General features: G+C 67.9%; 14 protein-coding genes and 2 tRNA genes. 9 read left to right on the forward strand and 7 right to left on the reverse strand.

Features of this window, described 5'->3' with window-relative positions; all coding sequences use genetic code 11:
* Nucleotides 1-197: 197 nt before the first annotated feature.
* From aceE to ACYVHG_RS03340, 5 genes are all read left to right on the forward strand, one after another.
* A complete protein-coding gene (gene aceE / locus ACYVHG_RS03320; RefSeq protein WP_461166016.1) occupies nt 198-3,005 on the forward strand; it encodes a pyruvate dehydrogenase (acetyl-transferring), homodimeric type in 2,808 nt (935 codons plus the stop codon).
* Nucleotides 3,006-3,011: 6 nt separating this feature from the next.
* On the forward strand, nt 3,012-4,301 hold the full coding sequence (locus ACYVHG_RS03325) for a PucR family transcriptional regulator (RefSeq protein ID WP_461166017.1): 1,290 nt from the start codon (nt 3,012-3,014) through the stop codon (nt 4,299-4,301).
* 137 nt (nt 4,302-4,438) lie between these two features.
* Nucleotides 4,439-5,341 carry an ACP S-malonyltransferase gene (locus ACYVHG_RS03330; protein WP_461166018.1) on the forward strand — a complete coding sequence of 301 codons (903 nt, stop codon included), beginning with the start codon at nt 4,439-4,441 and terminating at the stop codon, nt 5,339-5,341.
* Between the two features lie 120 nt (nt 5,342-5,461).
* The gene (acpM, locus tag ACYVHG_RS03335; protein ID WP_344996564.1) at nt 5,462-5,767 is read left to right on the forward strand and encodes a meromycolate extension acyl carrier protein AcpM; all 306 of its coding nucleotides are present in this window, start codon (nt 5,462-5,464) and stop codon (nt 5,765-5,767) included.
* 3 nt (nt 5,768-5,770) lie between these two features.
* Nucleotides 5,771-7,078 carry a KasA/KasB family beta-ketoacyl-ACP synthase gene (locus tag ACYVHG_RS03340; RefSeq protein ID WP_461166019.1) on the forward strand — a complete coding sequence of 436 codons (1,308 nt, stop codon included), beginning with the start codon at nt 5,771-5,773 and terminating at the stop codon, nt 7,076-7,078.
* Nucleotides 7,079-7,184: 106 nt separating this feature from the next.
* On the opposite strand, the gene ACYVHG_RS03345 is transcribed toward ACYVHG_RS03340, so the two are convergent.
* Nucleotides 7,185-7,700, reverse strand: a complete 516-nt coding sequence (locus ACYVHG_RS03345; protein ID WP_461166020.1) for a DUF3145 domain-containing protein — start codon at nt 7,698-7,700, stop codon at nt 7,185-7,187.
* A gap of 137 nt (nt 7,701-7,837) precedes the next feature.
* Nucleotides 7,838-8,659: a serine hydrolase domain-containing protein gene (locus tag ACYVHG_RS03350; protein WP_461166021.1), complete on the reverse strand. Its 822-nt coding sequence runs from the start codon at nt 8,657-8,659 to the stop codon at nt 7,838-7,840.
* Nucleotides 8,660-8,863: 204 nt separating this feature from the next.
* On the opposite strand from ACYVHG_RS03350, the gene ACYVHG_RS03355 reads away from it, so the two are divergent.
* The gene (locus tag ACYVHG_RS03355) at nt 8,864-10,882 is read left to right on the forward strand and encodes a hypothetical protein (protein WP_461166022.1); all 2,019 of its coding nucleotides are present in this window, start codon (nt 8,864-8,866) and stop codon (nt 10,880-10,882) included.
* Between the two features lie 54 nt (nt 10,883-10,936).
* Here the strand turns inward: ACYVHG_RS03355 and ACYVHG_RS03360 are convergent.
* From ACYVHG_RS03360 to ACYVHG_RS03370, 3 genes are all read right to left on the reverse strand, one after another.
* Nucleotides 10,937-11,012: transfer RNA gene (locus tag ACYVHG_RS03360), tRNA-Asn, on the reverse strand.
* 91 nt (nt 11,013-11,103) lie between these two features.
* Entirely contained in the window at nt 11,104-12,651 is a 1,548-nt protein-coding gene (locus ACYVHG_RS03365; RefSeq protein ID WP_461166023.1) for a hypothetical protein, read from the reverse strand.
* Nucleotides 12,652-12,809: 158 nt separating this feature from the next.
* A complete protein-coding gene (locus ACYVHG_RS03370) occupies nt 12,810-12,980 on the reverse strand; it encodes a hypothetical protein (protein WP_461166024.1) in 171 nt (56 codons plus the stop codon).
* Nucleotides 12,981-13,105: 125 nt separating this feature from the next.
* Between ACYVHG_RS03370 and ACYVHG_RS03375 the strand changes: the two genes are divergently transcribed.
* Together ACYVHG_RS03375 and ACYVHG_RS03380 are read left to right on the forward strand one after the other, a co-directional pair.
* Nucleotides 13,106-13,179 (forward strand) — tRNA-Ile (locus ACYVHG_RS03375).
* Between the two features lie 66 nt (nt 13,180-13,245).
* Nucleotides 13,246-14,745, forward strand: a complete 1,500-nt coding sequence (locus tag ACYVHG_RS03380) for a glyceraldehyde-3-phosphate dehydrogenase (RefSeq protein ID WP_461166903.1) — start codon at nt 13,246-13,248, stop codon at nt 14,743-14,745.
* A 63-nt stretch (nt 14,746-14,808) separates the two neighbouring features.
* Here ACYVHG_RS03380 and ACYVHG_RS03385 read toward each other — a convergent pair whose 3' ends face one another.
* Nucleotides 14,809-15,552: a YggS family pyridoxal phosphate-dependent enzyme gene (locus ACYVHG_RS03385; protein WP_461166025.1), complete on the reverse strand. Its 744-nt coding sequence runs from the start codon at nt 15,550-15,552 to the stop codon at nt 14,809-14,811.
* A 63-nt stretch (nt 15,553-15,615) separates the two neighbouring features.
* Between ACYVHG_RS03385 and ACYVHG_RS03390 the strand changes: the two genes are divergently transcribed.
* The gene (locus ACYVHG_RS03390) at nt 15,616-15,858 is read left to right on the forward strand and encodes a hypothetical protein (RefSeq protein ID WP_461166026.1); all 243 of its coding nucleotides are present in this window, start codon (nt 15,616-15,618) and stop codon (nt 15,856-15,858) included.
* Nucleotides 15,859-15,868: 10 nt separating this feature from the next.
* Here the strand turns inward: ACYVHG_RS03390 and dnaG are convergent, their stop codons facing one another.
* Entirely contained in the window at nt 15,869-17,818 is a 1,950-nt protein-coding gene (gene dnaG, locus ACYVHG_RS03395; protein ID WP_461166027.1) for a DNA primase, read from the reverse strand.
* Nucleotides 17,819-17,826: the final 8 nt, after the last annotated feature.

Raw genomic sequence — 17,826 nt, forward strand, 5'->3', positions numbered from 1 at the left:
ATCGAATCTACGGCACCGCCGACCTACAGCAGACCCGGTACCACGATCTCGCGCAAGTGCAGACGTGAATTCCACCACGCGGAATCCGACTGTCGAGTAACTTTCGAATGCGGCAGGATGGGACCTGCGACACACCGCAGACCCCGCAACACCCCGCAGAAGCGCTGCACCGCCTCCGCAATCCGTGAGGAGCACATGTGACCGACTCGAACGCCGCCACCCCGGCACCCGTTTCCGCAGAGGGCCCCGCCCCCGCGAAGGACCGCCCGGACCGCGTCCGTGTGATCCGTGAGGGCGTCGCCTCGTACCTGCCGGACATCGACCCGGACGAGACCGGCGAATGGCTCGAGTCGCTCGACGACCTGATCGCCACCCACGGCCCGGCCCGCGCCCGCTACCTGATGCTCCGGCTGCTCGAGCGCGCCAGCGAACAGCACGTCTCGATCCCGTCGCTGACCTCGACCGATTACGTCAACACGATCCCCACCGAGCTCGAGCCGTGGTTCCCCGGTGACGAGGAGATCGAGCGTCGATACCGCGCCTGGATCCGCTGGAACGCCGCCATCATGGTGCACCGTGCGCAGCGCCCCGGCGTCGGCGTCGGCGGTCACATCTCGACCTACGCCAGCTCGGCCGCGCTCTACGAGGTGGGCTTCAACCACTTCTTCCGCGGCAAGGAACACCCCGGCGGCGGCGACCAGATCTTCATCCAGGGCCACGCCTCCCCCGGCATCTACGCCCGCGCCTTCCTCGAGGGGCGTATCCCCGCCGAGCGGATGGACGGATTCCGGCAGGAGAAGTCCCACGAGGACAAGGGCAAGGGCCTACCCTCCTATCCGCACCCGCGACTGCTGTCGAACTTCTGGGAGTTCCCGACGGTGTCCATGGGCCTGGGCCCGATGAACGCCATCCAGCAGGCCCGGTTCAATCACTACCTCCACGACCGGGGCATCAAGGACACCTCCGACCAGCACGTCTGGGCCTTCCTCGGCGACGGCGAGATGGACGAGCCGGAATCGCGCGGCCAGATCCAGATCGCGGCCACCGAGGGCCTGGACAACCTCACCTTCGTGGTCAACTGCAACCTGCAGCGGCTCGACGGCCCGGTGCGCGGCAACGGCAAGATCATCCAGGAGCTCGAGTCCTTCTTCCGCGGTGCGGGCTGGAACGTGATCAAGGTGATCTGGGGCCGCGAGTGGGACGAGCTGCTGCACCGCGACCGTGACGGTGCGCTGGTGAACATCATGAACACCACACCCGACGGTGACTACCAGACCTTCAAGGCCAACGACGGCGCCTTCGTCCGTGAACACTTCTTCGGCCGCGATCCGCGGACCAAGGAACTGGTCAAGGACATGACCGATGCGCAGATCTGGGGTCTGCGGCGCGGCGGCCACGACTACCGCAAGGTGTATGCGGCCTACAAGTCCGCGATGGAGCACAAGGGCCAGCCCACGGTGATCCTCGCGCACACCATCAAGGGCTTCGGCCTGGGCCACAACTTCGAGGGCCGCAACGCCACGCACCAGATGAAGAAGCTCACCCTCGACGATCTCAAGCAGTTCCGGGACGAGCTGCGCATCCCCATCACCGACGAGGAACTCGAGAAGGACCCCTACCTCCCCCCGTACTACAACCCGGGACCGGAGTCCAAGGAGATCCAGTACATGCTCGACCGCCGCAAGCAGCTCGGCGGTTTCCTGCCCAGCCGGCGCACGCAGGCGCAGGCCTTGGTGACGCCGGGGATCGATGCGGTCGACATCATGCGCAAGGGATCGGGCAAGCAGCAGGTCGCGACCACCATGGCGGTGGTGCGCATCTTCAAGGAGCTGCTGCGCGATAAGGAGATCGGCCACCGGATCGTGCCGATCATCCCGGACGAGGCCCGCACCTTCGGCATGGACAGCTGGTTCCCGTCGCTGAAGATCTACAACCGGCTCGGTCAGACGTACACCTCGGTGGACGCGGAGATGATGCTCGCCTACAAGGAGAACCCGAAGGGCATCATCCTGCACGAGGGCATCAACGAGGCCGGCTCCACCGCGTCGTTCACCGCGGTCGGCACCTCGTACGCCACGCACGACGTCCCGATGATCCCGCTGTACATCTTCTACTCGATGTTTGGGTTCCAGCGCACGGGTGACGGCCTGTGGGCCGCCGCCGACCAGATGGCCCGCGGCTTCGTCCTCGGTGCCACCGCGGGCCGCACCACCCTGACCGGTGAGGGTCTGCAGCACGCCGACGGTCACAGCCATGTCCTGGCCTCGACCAACCCGGCGGTGGTCGCCTACGATCCGGCCTTCGGGTACGAGCTGGCGCACATCGTGATCGACGGACTGCGCCGGATGTACGGGCAGGACCCGGAGAACATCTACTACTACATCACCGTCTACAACGAGCCGATCCATCAGCCGGCCGAGCCCGCGGACCTGGACGTCGAATCCCTGCTCAAGGGCATGTACCTGTACCAGGGCGCCACCGTCGACACCGATAAGAAGGCGAACATCCTGGCATCGGGCGTCACCATGCCGGACGCACTGCGCGCGCAGCAGATGCTGGCCGACGACTGGGGCGTGGCGGCGTCGGTGTTCTCGGTGACCAGCTGGGTCGAGCTGTCCCGCGACGGCATCGAATCGGAGAAGGCGGCGCTGCGCGATCCCTCCGCTCCGGTGCGCACGCCGCACGTCACCAGAGTGCTGGAGAACACCGAGGGCCCGACGGTGGCCGCCTCGGACTTCATGCGCGGCACGCAGGATCTGATCCGGCAGTGGGTGCCCGGCACCTACGTCACGCTGGGCACCGACGGCTTCGGCTTCTCCGACACCCGCCCGGCGGCACGGCGCTTCTTCAACGTCGACGCGGAGTCGATCGTGGTGGGCGTGCTGCTCGGTCTGGCCCGCGACGGGGCTCTCGAATTCTCGGTCGCGGCCGAGGCCGCCGAGCGCTATCGGATCGACGACGTGCTCGCCGCCCCGAAGCAGGTTTCGGACCCCGGCGTAGCCTAGGACCCCATGATCGCCGATACGGGCTCGTTCCCCCTCCCCGGGAGGCAGGGGAAGGGAAGCTTCAACAGGAAGCGACCCGAGCCTCGTGAGGTGCTACCCGAAGCGATCCTGGCCAGGATCCGCCAGTATTCGGGGCGCGTGGCGACCGAGGCGGTCCGGTCCATGGAGGAGCAGCTGCCGTACTTCGCCGATCTGGAGGCCAGTCAGCGCTCGTCCATCCAGCTGGTCGTCCAGACGGCGGTGGTCAACTTCGCGGAGTGGATCGACCACGGCGGGGACGTCGCCTACACGGTGGCCGCCTTCCAGTCGGTCCCGCAGGACCTGGCCCGCCGGGTCACGCTGCTGCAGACCGTGGAGATGGTGCGGGTGGCGATGGAGTTCTTCGAGCGGTGGCTGCCGCTGCTGGCCCGTAACGAGGAGCAACTGATCGCCCTGACCGAGGCGGTGCTGCGGTACGGGCGGGAGATCGGCTTCGGCGCGGCGTCGATCTACGCCTCGGCCGCGGAGGCCCGCGGCGCGTGGGACTCGCGGATGGAGGCGCTGGTGGTCGACGCGGTGGTCCGCGGCGACACCGGCGCGAATCTGCTCTCCCGCGCGGCGGCACTGAACTGGGATCCGGTGGCCTCGGCCACCGTCATCGTCGGTAACCCGCCGCCGGATCAGAACGTCTCGGTGGCCGGATCGGTGCACGACACCGCTCGCGGGCACGGCCGGTCGGCGCTCGCCGTTGTGCAGGGCACCAAACTGGTGGTCATCGTCAGCGGTTCGGTCACCACCTCGGATCAGTTCGCGGAGGCGCTGATGCGTCATTTCGCCGACGGTCCGGTGGTGATCGGGCACACCACCGCGACCCTCGAGGAGGCGCACGCCTCCGCGGTCGAGGCGATCGCGGGGGTGAACGCCGTCGCGGGCTGGCCGGGCGCGCCCCGCCCGGTGCACAGCTGGGAGTTGCTGCCCGAGCGGGCGCTGATCGGCGACACCCACGCCGGCCGCACGCTCTACGAGCTCCTGGTCAAACCTCTGGAGGACGCCGGTTCGGCGTTGTCGGACACCCTCGACGCGTACCTCGATTCCGGTGGCGCGGTCGAGTCCTGCGCTCGTGAGCTGTTCGTCCACCCGAACACCGTGCGGTACCGCCTGAAGAAGATCGCGGAGATCACCGGGCGTGATCCGCAGGATCCCCGGGATGCCTTCGTACTGCGGGTGGCGGCGACGATCGGACGGCTCGCGGCGGCCAATCCGGAGCGTTTCACGCCCGCCGCGATGACCCGTATCTCCGATATCCCACTAACCTAGTTCCGTCACAAATAACACTCTGGTAACAGCCAGGCCTCACTGAGCAGCACTTTTGTGGAAACCCCACAAATTCGATGAGCCAGGTTCTCAGGGACCAACACCTTCTTTTCAGGTTCTGGCGGTGTTTCCTGGTAGACGTGATTGCACTGCTCGCACCCGGACAGGGTTCCCAGAAGCCCGGCATGCTGACCGCATGGCTCGATCAGCCTTCTGCCGTGGAGCGTCTCCGCGCGTGGTCCGAGATCGCCGATCTCGACCTGGTCCGCCTCGGCACCATCGCCGAGGCCGACGAGATCACCGACACCGCGGTGACGCAGCCCCTCGTGGTGGCCGCCGCACTGCTCGCCTTCGAGCAGATGGGCGCCCAGCCGTCGGACACCGTCGTGGCCGGGCACTCGGTCGGTGAACTGGCCGCCGCAGCGGTCGCCGGTGTCATCACCGCCGACGAGGCGGTCCGTCTGGCCGCGATCCGTGGCCGCGCCATGGCCGCCGCCTGCGCACTGGTCCCCACCTCGATGACCGCGGTGCTCGGCGGCGACGAGCAGGACGTGCTCGCGACCCTCGAGTCGTTCGACCTGATCCCGGCCAACATGAACGCCTCCGGGCAGATCGTCGCCGCGGGCGCCGTCGAGAACCTGCAGAAGCTCGCCGACAACGCTCCCGAGAAGGCGCGCCTGCGCCCGCTCGCGGTGGCCGGTGCCTTCCACACCGAGTTCATGGCACCTGCGCAGGAGGCCGTCGCCGCCGCCGCGCAGTCCATCACCCCGCGCGATCCGCAGCTGACTCTGCTGTCGAACCGGGACGGCAAGGCCGTGACCTCCGGCGAGGCCGCGCTGTCGCAGATCGTCGCGCAGGTCACCCGCCCGGTCCGGTGGGACCTGTGCACCGCCACCATGCGTGCAGCCGAGGTCTCGACCGTCGTCGAACTGCCGCCGGCCGGTGCCCTGGTGGGTATCGCCAAGCGCGAGCTCAAGGGTGTGCCGCAGGTCGCGGTGAAGACGCCGGCCGATCTGGCCGAGCTGCTCACCGCCGCGCGCTGAGCTGAAGTACCGTCGACGGTGCCGAACGGCATCGTCGCCCCCCGCGGCCGCACGGTCGCACTCATGGACTCCCGTCTCCGCGAAAACGCGGGTCGGGTCACACAAGGAAAGGGACCCACTGTGGCCACCAGCCAGGACGAAATCGTCGCCGCCATCGCCGAGATCATCGAAGAGGTCACCGGCATCGAGCCTTCCGAGGTCACCCTGGACAAGGCGTTCATCGATGACCTGGACATCGACTCGCTGTCGATGGTCGAGATCGCCGTGCAGCTCGAGGACAAGTACGGCGTGAAGGTGCCGGACGAGGACCTCGCGGGCCTGAAGACCGTCGGCGACGCCGTCGCGTACATCCAGAAGCTCGAGGCCGAGAACGCCGACCTCGCCGCAGAGCTCAAGGGCAAGTACGAGGCCGAGAAGAACAAGTAGATCGTGGCATCGCTGAGGAATTTCTCGACGCTCGGGGGCGATTTCCCCAGCGTCGTCGTCACAGCCGTAGAGCTGACCACGTCGATCGGTATCGATACCGACTCCACTTGGCGGGGCCTGCTGGACGGCAAGAGCGGCATCCGTCCGCTCCAGGGTGATTTCATCGGCGTGCAGATCCCCGACCTGCCGGTTCGTTTCGGCGGTCAGCTGTTGTCGGATCCGTCGGACGAGGTGCCTGAGCGCCCCGACCGCCAGTACGCCGGCGATATCAGCAAGCAGCACGTGTCGAAGCGGCGTATGTCCTACGTCGAGCAGGTCGCTCATGTGATGACCAAGCGACTGTGGGACAAGGCCGGCCGCCCCGATGTCGATCCGGACCGCCTCGCAGCGGTCGTCGGGACCGGTCTGGGCGGCGGCGAGACCATGGTGCAGGCGGTGGATGCGCTTCGCGACTCCGGTGTCCGCAAGGTCTCGCCCTTCGCTGTGCAGATGTCCATGCCGAACGGCGCCTGTGCCGTTTCGGCGTTGGAGATCGGTGCGCGTGCCGGTGCCATCGCACCGGTCTCGGCCTGCTCCACCGGCAACGAGGCCATCGCCCACGCCTGGCGCCAGATCGTGCTCGGCGACGCCGATATCGCGGTCTGCGGTGGTGTGGAGGGCCGGATCGATTCGCCGCCCATCGCGTCGTTCGCGATGATGCGAGCGCTCTCGACCCGCAACGACGATCCGCTGGCCGCTTCGCGCCCGTTCGACAAGGACCGCGATGGTTTCGTCTTCGGCGAGGCTCAGGCACTGATGATCATCGAGACCGAGGAACACGCGCTCGCGCGTGGTGCCAAGCCGATCGCCCGCCTGCTCGGCGCCGGCATCACCTCCGACGGCTACCACATGGTCTCCCCCGACGTGGAGGGCGGCGGCGCCGCGCGTGCGATGAAGCGCGCCATGGAGACCGCCGGCCTGCAGCGCTCGGACATCGATTTCATCAACGCCCACGCCACGGCGACCCCGATCGGCGACACCGCCGAGGCGAAGGCGATCAACGCCGTCGTCGGCACCGACGCCGCGATCTACGCGCCGAAGGGCGCGCTGGGCCACTCGATCGGAGCCGTGGGCGCCCTCGAAGCCGCGCTGACGGTGCTTTCGATCCGCGACGGGATCATCCCGCCGACTCTGAACCTGGACAACCAGGACCCGGAGATCGAGTTGGACGTGGTGCACGGCACCGCCCGTACCGGCGAGATCGGCTACGCGCTGAACAACTCGTTCGGGTTCGGTGGCCACAACGTGGCGCTGGCCTTCGGCAAGTACTGATCGTCTCTCACAGAGCCGGCCGTCGGGGATCCCCCCGGCGGCCGGTTTCTTTTCTCAACCAGGTCGTGGGTGGCACAGTCATCCGCTGTACTGCCCCGTCCCGGAGTCAGCCGACGGCCTGGGAGAGCCAGGTGACCTCGGCCCCCTGGCCGCCCATGCGGAAGGGTTCGAGCGCCTCGTCCCAGGCGGTACCCAGGAGCGAGTCGATGGCGGTCTGCATACCTTCGCCGCCCTGCTCGAGCATGATCGAGCGCAGCTGCGCCTCCCCGATCAGGGTGTCGCCGGACGCGCTCATGGTGCCGCGCCACAGCCCCAGACCGGGCGCGTAGCAGAACCGCTCACCGTCGACCCCTTCGGAGGGATCCTCGGTGACCTCGAACCGGACGGAGTTCCACTCCCTCAGGGTGTTCGCCATCCGCGCACCGCTGCCGACCGGGCCCACCCAGTCGACCACAGCGCGCTGTGTGCCGGGGACGGCCTCCTGCGCGGACCACTTGAGGGTGGCCCGGGCGTCGAGGGTCCTCGACAGTGCCCACTCCACATGCGGGCACAGCGCAGCAGGTGCGGCGTGAATCCACACGACTCCCGTCGTCACCTCTGCAAACTGACTCAGCTGCTGCATGGTTGCCACCTTCTTCGTTTCGACGAGGACGTCTTCCCCAAGCCACCTGTCGAAACCGTGCGGAGCTACCAGCCGCTGCTTATCACATCGATGTAGTTATGAAGCCATTGTGCACCATGATGCGCGTGTTGCGCCAGTTACACACCTTGAAGTTCCTGAGAAATCAACCGGTCGTTGAACTGCGACCACAGCGGTTTCGCCCACGGCCCGAACGCCCGGTCCGTCAACACCACCGCGGCCAACTGCAGGTCCGGGTCGTACCACAGGTACGTGCCGGCCTGTCCGAAGTGGCCGACGGTACGCGGTGAGTTCCGTTCCCCGGTCCAGTGCGTCCGCTTGTCGCCCTTCACCTCGAATCCGAGCCCCCAGGTGTTGTTCGCGAACTTCCCATAGCCGGGCACGAACCCGGGCAGCCCGGAGAAGTGGACGGCCCGGGCTTCGTCGACGGTTCCCGGGTCCAACAGTGTCGGTGCTGCGACCTCGGCCGCGAAGCGGGCCAGGTCGGCCACCGTCGACCGAGCGCCGTGGCCGGCGGGCCCGGCGAGCTCGGTACCGCTCATGCCGAGCGGTTCGAGGACCCCCTCACGGAGGTAGTCCGCGAAGGCGATCCCGGACTCCCGATGCACCAGATCGGCCAGCAGTTCGTAGCCGTAGGAGCTGTACACCCGTTGGTCACCCGGTGGCGCCTGCACCTGCGCCGAGTCGAAGGCCAGGCCGGATGCATGCGAGAGCAGGTGTTCGACGGTGCTTCCCGCCGGTCCGGCTGGATCACGCAGCTCGACGACCCCCTCCTCGACCGCGACGAGCACCGCGTAGGCGACGAGAAGTTTGGTGACAGAGGCTAATTCGAAGGTCCGGTCGATGTCACCGTAGGTGTCGACGGTGCCTGCGGCATCGGTCCGCAGCAGCGCTGCGGCCACGTTGTCGACGGGCCATTCGGACAGTTCCGCGAGGCTCATCGCCGGTCCTTTCGATCAGTGCGCCCACCCTATCGCGGGGCCCGCGGGAATCGGACGCGCTCCACGCAGTGCATCGGATTCAGCACCCCTTTGATCCGTTCTTCGGAATTGCAGAATCCGCCGGTTTCGGGCGTCGGGGACTCTACGCTCGCGGGTGGGCGCGCGATGGTCGCGTCTGCATCCGTCCGGAAGGAAACGACGTCCATGACTGCGAAGCATCGCAAGGCATCGAAGCTGGCCGCTCAGCGCGCAGCGATCGCCGCGAGTGCGATCAGCGCCACCGCCGGCATCGGGATGATGGGCGCACCGGCTCAGGCCGCGACCACCGCGCCCGATTACAGCCGGGCGATCGCCGACTACTCGCACGCTCTCGACAACCTGCTCAACGCAGCGAACAACGTCAACGGCAGCGCCGCCTCGTACTGGGGACCGATCGCCTCGGGATCCGGCGGCCTGCTCCCCACCTTCGGTTCCACATACACCAAAGCCGACGCGACCAAGATCGCCGATCTGCCGAAGATCCTGAACAACCTGGGCACTTTCGCCCTGCCGACCGGTGTTCCCGGCGTTGTCCCGGACATCATCCTGCCCGGCGGAGGCAAGGTCACCATCCCGCTGCCCACCACACTGCCCGGCGGCAAGCTGCTGGTTGACGCCGGCGCCGGCCTGCAGAAGCTGTTGGACACCCCCGTCATCGGCGATGTCCTCAAGGCGCTCCCGGCCGGCAGCGATGTGATCAAGGGACTGGAGATCACGCAGTCCAAGTACTCAGGGTTCTACGATTTCGCGTTCCTCGGGATCAACGGCCAGACGGTGTTCACCAACACCTTCGCCAAGACTCCGAGCGGCCTGACGCTGGTGGTTCCGGGTATCGGGCTCAACGTCCCGCTGGTCCCGGAGGGCACGCTCCCGTCGGGCACGCTGTGGGTGCCGCAGGGCAACGGCACCTACAACTTCCCTTTGGGCGGTCAATTGGGCTGGTGGGGGGCGATGCCCACCGGCGCACTGAAGCTGCCGGGCTGGCTCGGCGGTTCCGATACCGTGATCGCGGCCCCTATCTACGCCGCGGGCGCCGCGCTGCCGCTGAACGCGGCGAAGGTCGGTGTGATCGGCGGAAGCGTGCTGCTCCCCACGAAGAACGGGGTGTACTCGCCGATCGGCGCCACTGTCACCAATCTCAGTACCTTCCTGCCGTTCGGGCTGACCAACCTCAACGTGACCACGGGCAACTACATCGGTACCAACGGGATCAACCTCAACAACGGCCAGAACCTCTCGTTGCTGCAGAACCCGCTCGGGATTCCGCTGCCGCTGATCTACGGCCTGGGCGGCGTCAACTTCGGGGTGAACGGCGCAGGTCTGACCTCGCCGTCTCTGTTCGGAATCAAACTGTTCAGTGACAACCTGCTGCAGGTGGGCAAGCAGGCGGGACCGGATTCACCGGCCGGGCTGATCCCGCCCGCGCTGCTCCCCACCGATCCGATCAGCAAGATCATCACCGGAATCACCAGCCCGCTCGGGGTCAGCTCGGTGAGCCAGTTCCTGGGTGTTGACACCGTGGTCAAGCCGGTGATGACGGCCTTCGGTCCGGTCTGGGCGACTCTCGTCACGCCGGTGCTCAAGCCGCTCTCGGATCTGGCCACCGAGCAGTACGGGCCGTTCGTCAATCGGTCCGCGTCGTCGATTCTGGACCTGTCGAAGACGCTCTCGGAGCGCTCCGAGGCACTGCCGGTCGAGCCTGCCACCTCCGGGGCCACCACCGGCACCGGGGCGCGGGCCGCCGCACCGTCGGGCCCCGCGCCGCTGAACCTCCTGGCCTCGGCCGCCGACCGCGACAAGCCCGGAAACGAGCCGGCCGCGACCGTCACCACGTCGGAACCCCGGCACGCGGCGGGCACCCCGGGCACCGAGCCCGCTCCCGACCTGTTCGCGCGGCTGGCCGCGCCGACGGTGCCCAGTGGCACAGGAACCGGCGTGAGCGCGTCCTCGGCCGGCGGATCGGGAGGGTCCTCGGCCGACGCGGACTCCACGCCCGGTGTCGAGCGCGAGTCCACGCCGGATCCGAAGGTGGAGTCGGCTCCCGAGACCGCAGCCGAACCGAAGACCGAGACCGCTCCCGACAAGCCTTCGGCCTCCGCTGCGACGGCTGCCACTGAGGAGAAGCCGAGCACGAGCGATTCGGCCACGGCCTCCGCGGGCGGCACCGATTCGGACGCCGCATAGCCCGTTCACGAGCCACACAAAAAGAAGCCCCGGGCCATCTGGCCTGGGGCTTCTTGGCTCCCCCAACTGGACTCGAACCAGTAACCCTTCGATTAACAGTCGAATGCTCTGCCAATTGAGCTATGGGGGATTGACCGAGAAGAAACTCTAGCGCATACGCGCTCGGGGAGACCAATCAGCAGGTCAGCGGACCTGCTGAAGGTCTCCCCGAGTGCGGCGACTCAGTTGGCGGCAGCTGCGCAGATGCCGTCCTTGACCTGCTTCGGCGTGCAGGACGCACCGGCCTCGACGCCGGCGGACAGGCTCGCCCCCGCCTTGACGGCCGACTGCTGCCGCGCCGACGCCGCCGGAGTCTCCTCGACGGGCTTCTCGGGCGTCGCGGACTGGGCGGGCTTCTCGGACTTGGCGGGCTTCTCGCGCTTCTTCTCCGTCTCAGCCGGAGTCTGCTTCGGCGCGGTGGTGGTCGTGGTGGTCACCGCACCACGGGCGTTAACGGAGGCCGATGCTGCGCCACCGACACCGTTCCCGTCGACGTTCCCGCCTGCGTTGCCACCGACGTTGCCACCGGCGCCGGCATTGCCGCCGTTGACCCCGGCGCTGCCGTTGACGCCTGCACCCGCACCGGCGCCGGCCTCGCCGGCCTTGCCGCTGACGGCCACACTGGCACCGGCCTCGGCCTTCGCCGAGATCCGGCTGGCGTTGTCCGAATCCGCCTTGGCCACGGACGCCTCGACGTTGGTGCCGATCGCCTCGTTCAGCGAAGCGACGGTTCCGGCCTGGATCGTCGCGCCCTTGAGTGCGGCGGCGGTCGGAACGGTCACGTTGGCGTCGAGGTTCACGTTGCCGGCGATCTTCGCGCCCGGAAGCGCCAGGATCGGCGTCACCTTGGCGCTGGTCGGCAGCGGCTCCAGCACCACGCCCGGAGCGACCGGCGCGGTCACGGTGGTCGTGGTCGTGGTGGTGCTCGTGTAGGTGTAGACCGGCGCCACGATCAGAGCCTGGTCATGGACCGCCACCACCCGGCCGGGCGTCACGGCCCACACTGGGTAGTAGATGTCGCGGTGGCGCGGGTTGACGTGCCGGTACGGGTTGTCACCGAGGTTCAGGCCGATCGAGACCGAGATGATCGGCTGCGGCTTGGGCTGGGTCCAGTTCTTCGGGTACACCCAGAACACGGGGACGTCGACCTTGAACTCGGCGGAGAACCACGGCTTCGGGTACTCCGGGCGCTGCCACGGACGGGGCTGGCCGGGCTGCCACGGCTTCACACCGAGCTGGCGGCCGTACAGCGTCCAGCAGGTCTGCGTCTGGACCTCGATGCCGGCGCGGTAGTTGTTCCAGGTGCCCGTCTCGCAGATCTGCTGGTAGACGGCGATCTCCTGCGGGGTGTACCGCCACGGCTTGTAGCCGGACGGGCGCACCATCGGCGCAGGCGGCGCGGGCTGCGGCGCGGGACGAAGCCCCGGAATCGCGGGGGCCGGCGGGTAGTAGACGGTGATGTTGTTCGTCGTGGACGTGATCGTGCCCTGCGGCAGACCCGAGTTGGCGACGGCCTGGGCGGCAACGGCGTTACCGACCATCGTCACGCCCTGCGGCGGCGCGGAGACACCGTCGGTCTGGAAGGCGCCGGGGTTGGCCGTGAACTGATCTCCGGTGACCGGCGAGAAGGCGACGGGGCTCTCCCCCTCGGTCGACTTGCCACAGCCGGCAAGCAGGCCTGCGGCCGCCACAACGGCGAACGACGCGGCCCCGATCTTCTTCGTGTTCATACGGTTTCCATCCTTGCGTGAAGAAACGGGGCGTGCGCTCCCGCTGGACTGGTGAAGGACTCAAGTCACACTCTGTATCCGGACCACGGCGTCATTCGTTACACCGATCCCGGACGAATCTGTCGGTCACCTCAGCGGCCCACGCGGCGCGACCGGGTTCAACCTGCTGCGCGGCCCCTGCGCACTGCGCAGACGTAGACGTCCAACTCGGCCGCGGAATCGAGAATCGTCTTGATCAGGCGCCAGGTCTTGTTCCCCGCCCGGCGTCCCGCCGGTGGGCGGATCCCCAGGGTGAAACCGCCGCTGCGCACGTCGTAGTGGTCGAGCACTCGAACCCCCTTGTTCGATATGGTGACGTACCTCACACACTATGTCCGGTTCGCGGTGCGCGGAAGGGATTGCCGCACGACGCGCCGGGTACTATCAGCGCGCTGCGGGCAGCTACCCCGCACCGGGGGCAGTAGCTCAGTCGGTTAGAGCCGCGGACTCATAATCCGCTGGTCGTGGGTTCGAGCCCCACCTGCCCCACTACGTCCGCCCCACCGATCCACCGAGCCCACGGTGACATGCATAATGTCTCCCGTGACGCAGCAGCTGGATCCGAGTTCCCCTTCGACTGGCGCCGACGGCCACCGCGGCGCGTACGAGAGCCACCGCGACGAATGGGTCGCGCGTGAGGAGCAGGCCGAGCGCCTGATCCCCATGATCGGCCGCCTGTACCGCCAGCACGGGGTGGTGTCGTCGATCCACGGTCACCGTTTGATCAACCTCTCCACGTCCGCGGTGATCTCGGCCCATGAGCGCGCCGAGGAGCTCGGCCACCAGGCCCTGACGCTCTCGCAGACGGAGAAGGTGCTGCGCGGCCTGCTCGCCATCGAGCCCGAGCCCGCTTCGATCGACATCGCCCGCCTGGCGATGCTGGCCACCGACCTCGACACCGACGAGGCCGTGCAGGCACTGCTGCGCGAGGAGATCGCCAAACGCAACGTGCCCGCCTCGAACGGCGGCGGCGGCGCCGACGTCGTGCTCTACGGCTTCGGCCGCATCGGCCGTCTCCTGGCCCGCATCCTGATCAGCCACGCCGGCAACGGTCACGGCCTGCGCCTGCGCGCCATCGTCGTGCGCCGCAGCGTCAAGAACGATCTGGAGAAGCGCGCCAGCCTGCTCGCTCGCGACTCGGTGCACGGCCCGTTCGCCGGCTCGGTCTCCATCGACGCCGACAACGACGTAATCATCGCCAACGGCACCCGCATCCAGGTCATCTACTCGGACGACCCGTCCACCATCGACTACACCGCGTACGGCATCTCCGACGCGTTGATCGTCGACAACACAGGTAAGTGGCGCGACGAGGACGGCCTCGGCCAGCACCTCAAGAGCAAGGGCGCCTCGCGGGTACTGCTCACCGCGCCCGGCAAAGCGCCGCTGAAGAACATCGTGCACGGGATCAACGACAACACCATCACCGACGAGGACACCATCCTCTCGGCGGCGTCGTGCACCACCAACGCGATCACCCCGGTGCTCGCCGCCCTGAACGAGGCCTACGGCATTCAGCGTGGCCACGTCGAGACCGTGCACTCGTTCACCAACGATCAGAACCTGATCGACAATCTGCACAAGGGTGATCGTCGTGGTCGCTCGGCGGTGTTGAACATGGTGATCACCGAGACCGGTGCCGCCAAGGCCGTCTCGAAGGCACTGCCCGAACTCGAGGGCAAGCTCACCGGTTCGTCCATCCGCGTTCCCACCCCGGACGTCTCGCTGGCGATTCTCAACATCACCCTGGAGAAGCCCACCACCAAGGACGAGGTCAACGACTACCTCCGCCGCGCCTCGCTGCACTCGAAGCTGCGCCAGCAGATCGACTACATCGAATCGCCCGAGGTGGTGTCGACCGACTTCGTCGGCTCGCACCGCGCCGGCATCGTGGACGGTCTCGCCACCATCGCCGACGGCAAGGACCTCGTGCTCTACGTCTGGTACGACAACGAGTACGGCTACTCCTGCCAGGTGGTCCGGGTACTCGAGCGCATGTCCGGTGTGCACCCCGTGGTGATCCCGGCTCGCGCCGACGTCCGCGGCCAGGCCTAAGACACAGCGAACCGCCCCGGTGCGAGCACACGCTCGCACCGGGGCGGTCGTGGTATCAGCGGGTCAACCCTCGCTCGGCCAGTAGTGGTTGTCCGGGACGGCGCGGGAGCCGAAGATCGCCTGGCCGACCCGCACACAGGTGGCCCCCTCCTCGACCGCGATCTCGTAGTCACCGGACATACCCATCGACAGCTCCGCGACCTCGGGCCAGGTCTCGCGTACCCGATCACGGACATCCCGCAGAACGGTGAAGCACCGTCGGACCCGGGCCTGATCTGAGGAGAACTCCGCGAGCGTCATCAGACCCCGCACCCGCAGGGCCGTGAACGCAGGGAGCTGCTGGAGCAGCGCGGGCACGTCGGCGGGCGGCAGACCGTACTTCTGCTCCTCGTCGGACGTGTTCACCTGCACATACACATCGAGACCGCGCCCGAGGCCCTGGAGCCGGCGATCGAGAGCCTCGGCCACCCGGAGACTGTCGAGGGCCTGGAACTCGCCAGCGACGGCGGCCACATCCTTGGCCTTGTTGGTCTGCAGATGCCCGATCACCGCCCAGGTGACGTCCAGATCGGACATCTCGGCGCTCTTGCGCTTGGCCTCCTGCACCTTGTTCTCGGCCAACTCACGGCATCCGGCTGCGACGGCGGCGCGCAGCCGTTCCTGCGGCACCGTCTTACTGACCGGGAGCAGTCGCACGTCCGACGGTGACCGTCCCACCCGGGTGGCCGCCGCGTCGATCCGGCGCAGCACCTCTGCGATGTTCTGCTCGAACTCCTCGACCGTGTGCGCGGCTGCGTACGAACTCATACTCCGAGCCTATCGGCCGACCGCCACGGCGTGGCCCGCACCCGTGGCCGGTACAGTGGCCTCATGATCCGACTGGTTATCGCCGCTGGTGCCGGCTACGTGCTGGGCACCAAGGCCGGACGCCGCCGGTACGAGCAGATCAATCGCACTGCGAAGGCCATCGCCAGCAGCCCCGCGACGAAGAAGGCCGTGGAAGTCGGTCGTCGTAAGCTCGCCGAGCAGCTCAATCCCGATCCGAAGATGCGCACGATGCGCGAGATCGACGCGCAGACGGTGATCTATTCGCCGAAGACGGATCTGGACTGATCCGCCCGCATCAGAACGCGACGTCGCCCACGGCCATCTTGAGCAGGCTCTGCCGGTAACTCTCCAGCGCCACCAGATCACCGAACAGGCGGTTGTAGTCACCGTCGGTGTTCGGTGACATGCGGCGGAGTTTCGACTTCAGATCGGCCACCTGCCCGCCGACCCACACCTCCTGCAGACGCGCCATCACCGATTCGACGTACCGCGGCGACGGATCCCCCGCCACCTGCATCGGTTCCACCGCGAGTTCGGTGACCAGATGTTCGAGCGCCGGTCCGTCGACGTGCCGGACCACGGTATCGACCCACTCCGGGCCGCCCATACCCGCAGCGATTCCACCGGCCTGTTCGATCGCGAGCCGCACCGCGCGGTACGCGGGATCGGTGAACATGTCCTCCGAGAGTGCGTCGAAGACCATCCCGGCGAGCGCCGGCACCTGCAGCGCACTCTTGAGCACCTCCCGCTGCACCCAGAGCACGGGATCGTTGGGGTCGGGACGCTGCGGACCGGCCGGGCGAGCGCCGAGGTTCTGTCCCGGGCTCTGCGCCGCCGGGGCTGACGCTGCTGACTCGCGCCGCGGAGCCGACGATGCCGGCGCCCCCGGACCGGGCCGTCCCTGGCCGCGCCGGATGCGCGCCGACTCCTCCCGCACCCGGCGCAGGACCTGTGTCACATCGTCCCAGCCGACCCAGCCCGCGAGTTGGCGTGCGTACTCGTCCCGCAGCGCCATGTCCTTGATCCGGGCGACCACCGGGACGGAGCGGCGCAGTGCGTGTACCCGCCCCTCCGCGGTGTCCAGATCGAACTCGGTGATCAGCGTCTTGACCGCGAACTCGAACATGGGCACCCGCTGCGCGATGAGGTCGCGCACCGCCTCGTCGCCCTGGCGCTGCCGCAGTTCGCACGGGTCCATGCCGTCCGGCGCCACGGCCACGAAGGTCTGCCCGGCGATCTTCTGGTCACCGTCGAAGGCCTTCATCGCCGCCGCGCGGCCGGCCTCGTCGCCGTCGAAGGTGTAGATCACCTCACCGCGGAAGTAGCTGTCGTCCATCATCAGCCGGCGCACCAGCGCCACGTGCTCCTCGCCGAACGCGGTGCCGCAGGAGGCGACCGCCGTCTCCACCCCGGCGGCGTGCATCGACATCACATCGGTGTAGCCCTCGACCACCACCACCTGGTGCCCCTTGGCGATGTGCTTCTTGGCGTGATCGAGTCCGAACAGCACCTGGGACTTCTTGTAGAGCATCGTCTCGGGCGTGTTCATGTACTTGCCGAGGTTGTCGTCGTCGAACAGCTTGCGGGCACCGAATCCGATGACGTCGCCGCCGAGGTTGCGGATCGGCCACAGCAGGCGCCGGTGGAACCGGTCGATCGGGCCGCGCTGCCCCTGCTTGGACAGCCCGGCCGCTTCCAATTCCTTGACCTCGAAGCCCTGGCGCAGCAGCGCCTTGGTCATGGTGTCCCAGCCCGACGGGGCGTAGCCGCAGCCGTAGAACTGCGCATCGGCCTCGGTGAAGTCGCGGTCGGTGAGGTACTTGCGGGCGATCTCCGCCTCCGGTGAGCGCAACTGCTCGGCGTAGAACTTCTGGGCGGCGGCGTTCGCGGCGACCAGCCGCATACGGGTGCCGCGATCCTGCTTCGGGCCGGGCGCACCACCCTCGTAACTGATCTGGATGCCCACCTTGTCGGCGAGTTGCTCGACGGCCTCCACGAACGGCACGTGCTCGATCTTCTGCAGGAAGGAGATGACGTCGCCGCCCTCCCCGCAGCCGAAGCAGTGGTAGAAGCCCTGGGTGGGGCGCACGTGGAAACTCGGAGTCTTCTCGTCGTGGAAAGGGCACAGGCCCTTCATCGATCCCACCCCTGCGGGACGCAGCGCCACGTACTCGCCGACCACGTCCTCGATGCGCGCGCGGTCGCGGATCGCCGCGATGTCACGCTCCGGGATTCTGCCGACCACGGGTTCGA

This window comes from Tsukamurella serpentis (assembly GCF_054780975.1).